The organism is Microbacterium marmarense, assembly GCF_037204165.1.
Classification (GTDB): domain Bacteria; phylum Actinomycetota; class Actinomycetes; order Actinomycetales; family Microbacteriaceae; genus Microbacterium; species Microbacterium marmarense.
The window spans coordinates 382837-394172 of record NZ_JBBDGL010000001.1; the positions used below are offsets into that span (position 1 = coordinate 382837).

General features: G+C 63.2%; 10 protein-coding genes. 4 read left to right on the plus strand and 6 right to left on the minus strand.

Annotation, left to right across the window (positions count from 1 at the left end; all coding sequences use genetic code 11):
* Positions 1 to 14: 14 nt before the first annotated feature.
* Positions 15 to 1445 (minus strand): outer membrane protein assembly factor BamB family protein, encoded by a 1431-nt coding sequence (locus WDU96_RS01715; protein WP_337336753.1) that lies wholly within the window; start codon positions 1443 to 1445, stop codon positions 15 to 17.
* Positions 1446 to 1675: 230 nt separating this feature from the next.
* On the opposite strand from WDU96_RS01715, the gene WDU96_RS01720 reads away from it, so the two are divergent.
* Positions 1676 to 2575 carry a TerC family protein gene (locus tag WDU96_RS01720; RefSeq protein ID WP_337336754.1) on the plus strand — a complete coding sequence of 300 codons (900 nt, stop codon included), beginning with the start codon at positions 1676 to 1678 and terminating at the stop codon, positions 2573 to 2575.
* Between the two features lie 21 nt (positions 2576 to 2596).
* On the opposite strand, the gene sufU is transcribed toward WDU96_RS01720, so the two are convergent.
* From sufU to WDU96_RS01745, 5 genes are all read right to left on the minus strand, one after another.
* Positions 2597 to 3055 carry a Fe-S cluster assembly sulfur transfer protein SufU gene (gene sufU, locus WDU96_RS01725; RefSeq protein WP_337336755.1) on the minus strand — a complete coding sequence of 153 codons (459 nt, stop codon included), beginning with the start codon at positions 3053 to 3055 and terminating at the stop codon, positions 2597 to 2599.
* The gene (locus tag WDU96_RS01730; RefSeq protein ID WP_337336756.1) at positions 3052 to 4350 is read right to left on the minus strand and encodes an aminotransferase class V-fold PLP-dependent enzyme; all 1299 of its coding nucleotides are present in this window, start codon (positions 4348 to 4350) and stop codon (positions 3052 to 3054) included. The genes sufU and WDU96_RS01730 overlap by 4 nt, the downstream gene beginning before the upstream one ends.
* Before the next feature lie 63 nt (positions 4351 to 4413).
* Positions 4414 to 5631, minus strand: a complete 1218-nt coding sequence (locus WDU96_RS01735) for an amidohydrolase (RefSeq protein ID WP_337336757.1) — start codon at positions 5629 to 5631, stop codon at positions 4414 to 4416.
* A 9-nt stretch (positions 5632 to 5640) separates the two neighbouring features.
* Positions 5641 to 6687: a LacI family DNA-binding transcriptional regulator gene (locus tag WDU96_RS01740; RefSeq protein ID WP_337336758.1), complete on the minus strand. Its 1047-nt coding sequence runs from the start codon at positions 6685 to 6687 to the stop codon at positions 5641 to 5643.
* Between the two features lie 36 nt (positions 6688 to 6723).
* Positions 6724 to 8406 (minus strand): glycoside hydrolase family 13 protein, encoded by a 1683-nt coding sequence (locus WDU96_RS01745; RefSeq protein WP_337336759.1) that lies wholly within the window; start codon positions 8404 to 8406, stop codon positions 6724 to 6726.
* A 99-nt stretch (positions 8407 to 8505) separates the two neighbouring features.
* Between WDU96_RS01745 and WDU96_RS01750 the strand changes: the two genes are divergently transcribed.
* From WDU96_RS01750 to WDU96_RS01760, 3 genes are all read left to right on the plus strand, one after another.
* On the plus strand, positions 8506 to 9021 hold the full coding sequence (locus WDU96_RS01750) for an adenine phosphoribosyltransferase (protein ID WP_337336760.1): 516 nt from the start codon (positions 8506 to 8508) through the stop codon (positions 9019 to 9021).
* A 117-nt stretch (positions 9022 to 9138) separates the two neighbouring features.
* Positions 9139 to 11007, plus strand: coding sequence for an alkyl/aryl-sulfatase (locus tag WDU96_RS01755; RefSeq protein WP_337336761.1), 1869 nt, complete (start codon positions 9139 to 9141; stop codon positions 11005 to 11007).
* Positions 11008 to 11122: 115 nt separating this feature from the next.
* On the plus strand, positions 11123 to 11332 hold the full coding sequence (locus WDU96_RS01760) for an SCO4848 family membrane protein (protein ID WP_337336762.1): 210 nt from the start codon (positions 11123 to 11125) through the stop codon (positions 11330 to 11332).
* The last annotated feature ends 4 nt before the right edge of the window (positions 11333 to 11336 follow it).

An 11336-nucleotide genomic window follows, 5' to 3' on the forward strand; every position in this document is an offset into this window, starting at 1 on the left:
CGAAGCCGGAGCGGTCAGCCGATACCCGACACAGTCGGCGGCTGTTCATTGTTGCGGACGGTGAGCAGCGTTCCACCCGTCTGCTTGAGTTCGTTCTCCCGCATCGAGTCAATCCCGGTGTCGAATTGCCACAGCACCTCACCTGTGTCGCGTGACACACCGGCCAGGACCGCTGCTTGCTCGGGCGGGTAGACAAAGCCGTAGACGACGGAGTCGGAGGTGAACGAGCTGGTGAAGTCAAGGCCGTCGACGAGACCTACCCCGCTGGTGATCGAGACTCCGGAATCGCGCACGTCAAAGTAGGCATCACCGAAGGGTAGGACTTCACACTGCGACGCTGTCACCGCCGAAGCATTCCCTGGAATCGAGCCGCTGAGCCTGACGCTGGTCACCTCACCCGATGAGGGGTCGAGGAGCGCGGCCTCGGCGTTGTCGCCGCTCACGGTCGCTAGCTGTGACCCGGCGATGATCGCGAAATCGCCCGTCGACTGCCAGATGCTCGCTCCCGTTGTCGGATCAATACGCTCGGCGTGTGCGCCCGCATCGTCCGAGAAGAGGTGAATCGTCGCTTCATCGACCTCGGCGTATGTGCCCGAGGTGCGTTCCCATGCGCTGCGTGATCCATCGGTGAGCCGGTGAGCCGCATCGCCGACAAAGATCAACTCACCTGCGGCGAGGATCGGTTCGCTGGCAGCCTGAGAAGCCGGGTTGGCGATCAATGCTGACGCGTCGATCGACCACACCGGCGTCGAAAGATCGGCAGGGTCGAGGCGTTGAACCTGCGCATCGCTGTTCAGTACGAGCAAGTCGCCGTCGAAAGTGGCTGTTGTGGCGCTGAAGACGTCGTCATACGCCGTTTGTATGTTCTGGAAAGTTGATTCAACCTCAGTGCGGTCGACGATCGCGCCGCTCGTACGATCCAACGACACAAGTGCGTAGTCGCCACCTGCCTGCGCTTTGATCAGCACGACAAGGTGCTCGTCGTCTGGTGCGACCGCCCACAACGCCGTCCAGCCGACTGTTTCGGGCAACTCAGCGCGCCAGGCTTCAGCACCGCTGCTCGCGTCCAACAGCGACAGATCTAGGCTGCTCGCCGCTGCTGATGTTGCCAGGATCGCATCGCCCTCGCGCCCGGTTGCATATGCGGTTATCCAACGCTCTTCGGTCGTGTCGGGATGGCTCCAGAGGGCGGCGGGAATCTCGGTGATGTCCTTGGCAACTCGGCACGCGGGCCAATTTGCGGAGTCGACGCCCGCTACGGGTGCTGAGGCGGCAGGTGTTGGGGTAGGGGTGAGAGCGACGGTAGCGATCGGCTCGGCCGGTTCTTCGGTGCGTGGCCACAGCAGCCATGCTGCGATCACGGCGACGACGGCTACGGCGGCAAGGGCGATCCAAACGGTGCGCTTGCCGCGTGAAGGCGCGAGCGGGGGACTGTCCGTGTTCATTCGAGACTTTCGAGACGTGGGAGATGAGGGAGGGGCTACCGCGACCGGGTTCGCCTTTCGAGCATAAGCCAGACCCTGAGTTCGAGCGACGGATTTCACGCCTGACCAGCGGTCGTTATCCTTCGCCCTCTGCGCCTGACCAGCGGTCAGTGTGCTTCGCCCCTTGCGCCTGTCGGGTGGGGTGACGACGTTTATGGCTACGGCGGCGCTCTGATCCGTACGATGGGGCCGTGGACTTCTCTTTTGCCTTCACCCCTGACCTGATCGCGGTCTTCGTCACGTTGTTCGTGCTTGAGATCGTGCTCGGCGTCGACAACGTCATCTTCATCTCGATACTCGCGTCGAAGTTGCCCAAAGAGCAGCAGGCGAAAGCGCGCAACCTAGGGTTGACCCTCGCGATGGTGATGCGAGTGATTCTCGTGTTGTTCGCAGGGTGGATCATCACGCTCAAAGATGACATCTTCACCATCTGGGGGATGGGATTCTCTTGGAAAGACATCATCCTCATCGCCGGAGGTCTGTTCCTGGTCTACAAAGCAGTGACTGAGATTCATCACAAGCTGGAGGGGCTCGAAGAAGAAGGTCACGCCGGCAGCAAAGTCGCTACCGCGACTTTCGGCTCGGTGATCGCACAGATTCTGCTTCTCGACCTGGTGTTCTCACTCGACTCGGTGATCACCGCAGTCGGCATGACTGAAAATCTGGTGATCATCATCACCGTGGTGGTGCTGTCGTTCGGCATCATGCTGTTCGCTTCGCGCTTCATCTTCACTTTCGTGAACAAGCACCCGACGGTGAAGATGCTCGCGCTGTCATTCCTCTTGCTGATCGGTGTGTTCTTGATCGCCGAGGGCTTCGGTGCCTACATCGACAAGGCCTTCATTTATGGACCGATGGCCTTCGCGATTCTGGTCGAAGCGCTCAACCTGACCTACGCCGCTCGAAAGGCGAAGCGCGAGCAGAAGAAGACCAGCCCGGTGCGCTTGCGCGCGCAATACGCCGACGTCGATGAATCTGTTGCAGTCGACGCCGCGCTGTCGGGAGCCCCAGGCTCAGGATCCGTCGGTCTGTCGAGCAAGCCAGTTGCGGGTGACCGCTTGGGAACTGACGAACGCGCCGGTCTCGGCTAGCGTCACGCTCGTCTAAAGAGGCTACGCGCGGCTGAGGTCGTCTTCGAGGGCGACCCAGGCGAGCATCGCGCACTTCACGCGGGCAGAGAACTTCGAAACGCCCGAAAGCGCAGCCGCATCAGAGAAGACCTCTTCGTCGAGAGGGATCTTGCCGCGGGAGCGCAACGCCTCACGAAAACCGTCGATCAGTGCGGTGGCCTGCTCTTTCGGCAGACCGTTGTCACCGCTGTCTTCGTCAATGAGCGAAGCGAGCATTGAGGCCGACGCCTGCGAGATCGAGCAGCCAACGCCCTCCCAGGTGACCTCACGCACGGCCGAGCCGTCGTCGGTGAGATGCACGCGCAAGGTGATTTCGTCGCCGCAGACAGGATTGCGCTGATGCGACGTCGCGGTGCGACCCTCTTCGCTGCCCAGGCCTTTGCCGTGTGGACGCTTGGAGTGTTCCAGGATCAGTTCTTGGTAAAGGGATTCGAGGCTCATGAGCTCACTCCAAAGAAGGAACGGATGCCGCTGACGCCGTCGAGGAAAGCGTCGATGTCGGCGTCAGTGTTGTAGAGGGCGGCGCTGGCACGTACCGAAGCGGTCATGCCGAAACGGCGGTGCAGTGGCTGGGCGCAGTGGTGTCCGACGCGCACCGCGATGCCGCGCGAGTCAAGAAACTGCCCGGCGTCATGGGCGTGCACGCCCTCGACGTCGAACGCCGCTATGCCGACGCGAGAGCTGCGATCGGTGTCGCCGAGCATTCTCACTCCCTCGATCGAGCGCAGTCCAGTGCGCATGCGCTGCTCGAGACGCTCTTCGTGCGCGTGAATCGCCGACATGCCGACACCGTCGAGGTAGCGCACGGCAGCAGCAAGGCCGATGGCTTGAGAGACCGGCTGGGTGCCAGCTTCGAAGCGCTGCGGCGGCGAAAGGTACGCGGCCTCGTCGAGCGTCACCGTGGTGATCATCGAGCCGCCCGTGAGAAACGGCGGCAGCGCCTCGAGCACCTCGGCACGACCGTACAGCCCGCCAATCGAATATGGGCCCATCATTTTGTGGCCAGAGAAGACGGCGAGGTCGACTCCGAGTGCGGGGAGGTCGAGTGGCATGTGCGGTGCCGACTGGCACGCATCCATCACGGTGAGTGCTCCGACGGCTTTGGCCATCGCGATGATCTCGCTGACGGGGTTGACGATTCCGAGCACGTTCGAGACGTGGGTGAAAGCGACCACACGGGTGCGCTCGGTGATGAGGGATGCTGCAGCATCCATATCGAGAGTGCCGTCGTCGCGCACTGGAATGTGCTTCAGCACCGCGCCCGTGCGCGCGGCGAGCTCTTGCCACGGAATCAGGTTCGCGTGGTGCTCGGTTTCAGTGAGCACGATCTCGTCGCCGCTTCGCAGTGCAAAGGGAGCACTGGCGGGAGCCCCGCGACCGATCGAGGCGTTGCTGAGCGAGTAGGCGACGAGGTTGAGCCCCGCCGTTGCGCCACTGGTCCACACCAGCTGTTCGGGCTGCGCGCCGACGAAGGCCGCAACGGTTTCGCGCGCGTCTTCGAAGAGATCGGTGGCGTCAGCGGCCATAGTGTGTGCGCCGCGGTGAACGGCCGCGTTTGTTGTGGTGAGAAACTCCACTTCGGCGTCGATCACGGCCTGGGGTTTCTGGCTTGTCGCGCCCGAGTCGAGGTAGATCAGCGGATTGTCATCGCCGCGAGCGGCCAACAGTGGAAAGTCGGCGCGAAGAGCGGCGGCATCGAGGGCCTCGGGGGCAGGAGCGGACGCGGCGGAGTTCACTCTTCTAGGCTACGCCGCGAGCCTGGGCGGTGGGTCGGTGTGACCGGGCCCGACTGCTCGCGCCTACGAGCCGAGAAACTCGCGCGCCGCGACCACGAGGTTTGCGACGCCGTTCGACAGCGTCGGCTGCAGCACCGGCGCGAAGTAGGGCGAATGGTTGGTCGGAATGTCGCGTTCGATTGTTCCCGCGGCCGATGCCTCGGCGAACTTCTTCGCGTCGACTCCGCCCCAGAACCAGTAGACCAACGGCACGCCTGCTTCGCGCGCAAACCATGACACGTCTTCGCTACCCGTGAACATGCCGGGGTCGACAACAGTGCCCGCACCGAATGCCGAATCGAATGCCGTCCGCAGACGTGCGGTCGCAGCGTCGTCGTTGATCGTGGGCGGAAGCGTGTGATCGATCGTGATCGTGGGGGCTTGCTCGGCGCCCGATGCTGCCGCTTCGGCGTTGACGATGCGCTCAACCTTGGCCATAACGCGCTCGCGCGCCTCATCATTGGGATATCGCAGGCTGAGCTCGAGCGTGGCGTCGGGCGGAATGATGTTGTTCTTCAGCCCAGAGTGAATCGAGCCCACAGTGACGACTGCGACATCTCGAGGATCTATCTCGCGCGACACGATCGTCTGCAGACGCATGATCGTTGCCGCTGCCATGACAACCGGGTCGACAGTCGAGTGCGGCCGCGAGCCATGGCCGCCTCGCCCGTGCAGTACGACACGCAGGCCGTCAGAGGCGGCCATCTGCGTGCCGCTGCGCACACCAATCGTGCCCGCGGGCAACGGAGTGACGTGTTGACCGAGCACGATGTCTGGCTTCGGAAAGCGCTCGAGCACGCCATCGGCGATCATCGCCTGTGCGCCCGCGCCGTATTCTTCTGCAGGTTGAAAGACGATCACGAGGGTGCCCGACCACTCGTCTTTCGTTTGGGTGAGCTGCTCGATAGCGCCGATCATCGCCGAGATATGCATATCGTGGCCGCACGCGTGCATGACCGGTACTGCGGTTCCGGCAGGATCGACCCCGCGTACGACGCTGGCGTATTCGAGCCCGGTAGCTTCTTCCACAGGGAGGCCGTCGGTGTCGGCGCGCAGCCACACCACCGGGCCCTCGCCGTTGCGAATCACGGCAGCGATACCGGTCTTTCCGATTCCTTCTTCGTATTCGATGCCCAGTTCGTCGAGCTTCTGCGTGATAACGCCGGCCGTTCTGGTCTCTTGGAACGAGAGTTCAGGGTGGCGGTGCAGGTCGATGTAGAGCGCGTCGAGATCGATAGCCATGACCCGAGCCTACGACGAGCGGGCCGTCGCCGCGGGTGAGGTCTGGTGGAATCGGGCTGTTGACCCTCTCACGATGAGTTCATACGGCAGGCTCGTCGGTTCTTGCAGCGGGTCGCATGCTGAAGGCTCGAGCTCTCTGAGCAGCGCCTCGGCGGCTCGTTCACCCTGACCGAGCGGAAACTGGTCGACCGTGGTCAGGTTGAAGAATTCACCCAGATCATGGCCGTCGATGCCAACGACCGAAAGGTCGTCGGGCACGCGATAGCCGAGCTCGCGCGCGGCGAGCAGCGCCCCGATCGCCATCTCGTCTGAGGCGGCGAAGATCGCAGATGGACTGACGCCCGGCTTTCCCAGCAACTGCTTGGCCGCGCGAAAACCACCCTCAATGGTGAAGTCAGCGGGCTCATATAGCGCCGCCTCCGCGGCGATGCCGGCATCGGCAAGCGCGTGTTCGAACCCCAAGCGGCGTTGGGTGGGCACGTGAAAGTCGATGTCGAACTCGGGGTTCGCGCCGATATGAGCGATTTCTCGGTGACCGAGCGTCAACAGGTGCTCAGTCGCAAGGCGTGCCACCGCGACGTCATCGACCGTGAGCGTTGTCAACTGGGGGTTCGGACCACCGATCGCGATGACCGGAAGCTTCAGCTGTCTCAGTAGTTCCGTCTCAGTCGCATCCAACTCGATGGAGATCGCCACGATGCCGTCGACCCGCTGGCGCCGAAGAAACGTTTGAAAGAGATCACGGCGCTCGGCGCGATCAGCGGTCAGGTTGTACAGCGTGATGTCATAACCGCGACGCATGAGTGCTGTTGCGATGCCGCTCAGCACGGTGGAAAAGAACCAGCGGTCGATGTAGGGAACGAGCACGCCGATGTTGCGCATGCGACCTGACGCGAGGCTGGACGCAGAGGCAGACACCACGTACCCCAGTTGCGCTGCCGCCGTCTCGACCCTGACGCGGGTGGGCGCGGAAACGTTTCCGCGCCCGCTGAGCGCCCGCGAGACCGTGGCGGTCGAAACGCCAGCGCGCCGGGCGACCTCGTCAATGCTCACCATCTTGTACGTCCCCAGCCGCTGCGCCCGCCGACCTCGCTAGGAGACGACGATCCAGACAGTCGTGTCGCCCGAAAGCTCTCCAGCATCAACAGGCCCGCTGCTCGCGATGACCGATCCGCGCGGCAGGTCGATTGCCGAGGAGCCGGTGTTGGCGATCACGGTGACATCACCGTTGCGGAAAGCCACCGTGTTGTCACCGAAGCCCTCGAGCCACTCGATGGAGCCCGCACCGAGGTCGTGAGTTCGCCGCTGCTCGAGCAACGTGCGATACAGCGAGAGCGTCGACGACGGATCCCCCAGCTGCTGATCGCGCGCCAGCGTCTTGAACTCGGCTGGCTGCGGCAGCCAGGATTCTCCGGACTCGCTGAAACCGTAGGCGCCACCTTCGGCAGTCCACGGAATCGGAACTCGGCACCCGTCGCGGCCGTAACGCTCACCGTTTGTGCGGAACCAGGTGGGGTCTTGCCGTGCCTCGCCGGGAATGTCGATCACTTCGGGAAGCCCCAGCTCTTCGCCTTGGTAGAGATAAGACGATCCCGGAAGAGCAAGCATGAGCGTTGTGGCTGCTCGCGCGCGGGCAAGGCCCACGACCGGGTCGGGAAGGCCCGCAGAATCGGGGCCGATGCCGGCGCCCTGCGGGTTTTCGGCCGTCAGTGCGAGGCGTGACGCGTGACGTACAACGTCGTGGTTTGACAGCACCCACGTGCTCGGCGCGCCGACGGCACCGTACGCCGCGAGGGAGCGATCAATGACCGCGCGGAGTTCTGCGGCATTCCAATCGGTCTCGAGATAGGCGAAGTTGAACGCCTGGTGCATCTCATCGGGGCGCACCCACAACGCGGTTTTCTCTGGCGTGGGCATCCACGCTTCGGCGCAGAGCGCGCGGTCGCCGTCGTATTCCGCGACAACCTGATGCCAGTCGCGGTAGATGTCGTGCACACCGTCTTGGCCCCAGTAAGGAACATCGGCTTCTTCGCCACCCATCGACCCTGCCTCGGGATCGGGGGTGTAGTCGGGCAGGCCATCGGCCTTGATCATGCCGTGAGCGACGTCGACGCGGAAGCCATCGACCCCCCGGTCGAGCCAGAAACGCAAGATGCCGCGGAACTCTTCGCGCACCTCTTCGTTGGTCCAGTCGAAGTCGGGCTGCGACGAGTCGAAGAGGTGCAGGTACCACTGGCCATCGCTGCCATCGGCCTCTTTGATACGCGTCCACGCGGGGCCACCGAAGACGGAGTCCCAGTTGTTGGGGGGCAGTTCGCCATTGGCGCCCTTGCCGTCGCGGAACATGTAGCGCGCGCGCTCTGCGCTGCCTGGAGCGGCTGCAAGAGCCTGCTGAAACCAGATGTGTTGGTCGGACGAGTGATTTGGAACAAGATCCACAATGATCCGGATGCTGCGCTCGTGCGCCGCGGCGAGCATGTCGTCGAAGTCGTCTAGCGTGCCGAAGAGTGGGTCAACGTCGCAGTAGTCCGACACGTCATAGCCCGCATCTTTCTGCGGAGACCGCTGAAATGGACTCAACCAGATGGCGTCGACGCCCAGATCAGAGAGGTCGCCTATGTGCGAGGTGATGCCGGGCAGGTCGCCGATTCCGTTGCCCGTGGCGTCGGCGAACGAGCGCGGGTAGATCTGGTAGATCACGGCGGTGCGCCACCACTCCTTGCCAACGCGGCCTTCGGATTCTGTGGGGAGCGTGCCTGGAACGGGAGAAGTCATTTCATCAGCGTAATGCAAGCGCTTACATCCTGTGAGATAGAAGGTCGGGCGGTGGTACTGTCGCTCAGTAAGTCGTGCGACGCGGGGTATCGTGGGCGAGTGAACGCAGCCCTAGAGCGCGCCCAGTCGCTGATCCGCACCATACCCGACTATCCCGAAGCAGGTGTGTTGTTTCGCGACATCACGCCCTTGCTGGCTGATGCCGCGGCCCATCGAGCGGTGATCGATTCGATGATCGAACCCTTCGCTGGCGAGTTCGACGTCGTGGCGGGTGTGGAAGCGCGTGGCTTCTTGCTCGCTGGTGCGATCGCCGTGGCGGCGAACGTTGGGCTGGTGCCGATCCGCAAAGCAGGCAAGCTGCCTCGACCAGCTGCTGCCGTTTCGTACACGCTCGAATACGGCACCGCGACCATCGAGGCGCACGATGACATGAAGCCCGGTGCTCGGGTGCTGCTGGTTGACGACGTGCTGGCCACCGGAGGCACGCTGGTCGCCGCGCACGAACTGGTCTCGAAGCTGGGTGGCACCGTCGTGGCGACCTCGGTGCTCATGGAGCTCGAGGCGCTGGGCGGGCGCGCCGTCGTCGGTGACGTGCACTCGGTGTTCACCGCCTGAGCCGCCGACACCAGCCGCGACTGTTTACTCGTTGGTGGTGGTTTCGAAACCTGCTTACTCTTAGCCTGGTACGACGACCAAAGACGGTCGTCAGCAGGTGAACAGGAGCACTTCGCAATGAACCACAACCCAGCGACGCTCACGATCCAGGAGCAGCATGCCGAGGCACTGAGATCGTTGCCGTTTTCTGACAGACGAGATCTTGACGACGCCCAACGCGGCTTCGTTGCAGCGCTCAAGCCGGGCATCGTGCGCGCAGCAGACGGCACCGTCGTGTGGGATAACGACAGCTACGCGTTTCTGCAGGGCGATGCCCCCACGACGGTTCATCCGAGTCTTTGGCGCCAATCCAAACTGGTTGCGACGCAGGGCCTGTTCCAAGTCACCGATGGCATCTATCAGGTGCGCGGTTTTGACCTGTCAAACATGACGATTGTCGAGTCAGAAACCGGCATCATCGTCATCGATCCGTTGATCTCGACTGAGACCGCGGCCGCGGCTGTTGCGCTATACCGCGAGCACCGGGGTGAGAGGCCTGTCGTCGCGGTGATCCACACGCACTCGCACATTGACCACTTCGGAGGCATCTTCGGTGTGACGTCGCAGACCGAAGTCGATTCGGGTGCGGTGCAGATCATCGCTCCCGAAGGCTTCGTTGAAGAAGCGGTATCTGAAAACGTCTACGCGGGCACTGCGATGTCGCGTCGCGCCGGCTACATGTATGGGCAGGCGCTGGAGCGCGGCCCGCAGGGCGCGGTCGGTGCGGGGCTTGGTCAGACTACCTCTACCGGTGAGGTGGCGATCATCGCGCCCACGCTCGAGATCACGACGACGGGTGAAACCCACACCATCGATGGTGTCGAAATCGAGTTTCAGATGGCGCCGGGCACCGAGGCACCCGCTGAGATGCACTTCTACTTTCCCAAGCACCGCGCGCTGTGCATGGCCGAAAACGCCACTCACACGCTGCACAACCTACTCACCTTGCGCGGCGCGCTCGTGCGTGACCCTCACGTGTGGGCGCAGTACCTCACCGAGGCGATCGACACGTTCGCCGGACGCGCCGACGTTGTGTTTGCCTCGCACCACTGGCCGACATGGGGTGAGGAGCGCATCGTCGAATTCATGTCGACGCAGCGCGACCTCTATGCCTACTTGCACGACCAGACGCTTCGACTGATCAACAGCGGATACACCGCGGCAGAGGCCGCAGAAGCATTCGTGCTTCCGCCCGCACTCGAGAACGCATGGAACGCGCGCGGCTACTACGGGTCGGTCAGTCACAACGTCAAGGCAATAGTGCAGCGCTACCTCGGCTGGTTTGACGGCAACCCGGCGCGCCTGTGGGCCCATACGCCTACTGAACTGTCTGCCCGCTATGTTGACGCCATTGGCGGGATTGATCGCGTCGTCGAACTCGCACAAGCGGCGTACGACAGCGGCGACTTCCGTTGGGCGGCCACGCTGCTCGACCACGCGATCTTTGTTGAGGAGAGCCACGCCAGCGCGCGCACGCTCTACGCCGACACGCTTGAGCAGTTGGGCTATGGATCAGAGAACGGAACCTGGCGAAACTTCTTTCTCTCGGGTGCGACCGAGCTGCGGGGCGCGAATTTCGGGACACCTATCAAGACCAACGCGCCCACGCTCTTGGCGCAGCTCTCGCCCGAGCAGTTGCTTGACTCAATCGCGATCCGCATCGACGGGCCAAAGGCCTGGGAGCTCGATCTCGCTTTGGCGATCGAATTCACCGATGCCGATCGCCGCTTCGCGGTGACGGTCCGCAACGGTGTGCTGGTGTACCGCGAAAAGTCTGGCGGTGAGGTTGGCATGACCTTGAAGATTGCCAAGCTGCGTTTGCTTGCACTGCTGGCGGGCGATTCTTCATCGCCCGGTATCGAGACAGTCGGTGACGCCCACATCTTGCAGCAACTGCTTGCCGTGCTCGCCCCCGGTGACGACTCTTTCAATATCGTTACGCCGTAGGTCTTGTGATCGAACGACCCGTCGCATTGGCTGGATTTCAGGCGTGCGGCGGGTCTTGGCTTGTCTCTATGGCGCCGTGGCGGGCATGACCCTGGGGTCAACGTACGCTCGAAGGGTGGAAACCATCGCAGCCATTGCCCTGTTCGCGAACGCCGTCTTCAACGCTGTGGTGTGGCCGCGCTTCTACCCCCGCATCGCCAACGACACCCGCGCTGGTGAGCCAGGTGCACGCACCGCGTTTTACCGCGTGCACGTCGTGCTGATCACGGTCGCGCTGGTGCTCGCCGCCGCTTCGCTTGTCATCGGCGTGCTGCTTCTGGTGTGAGGAG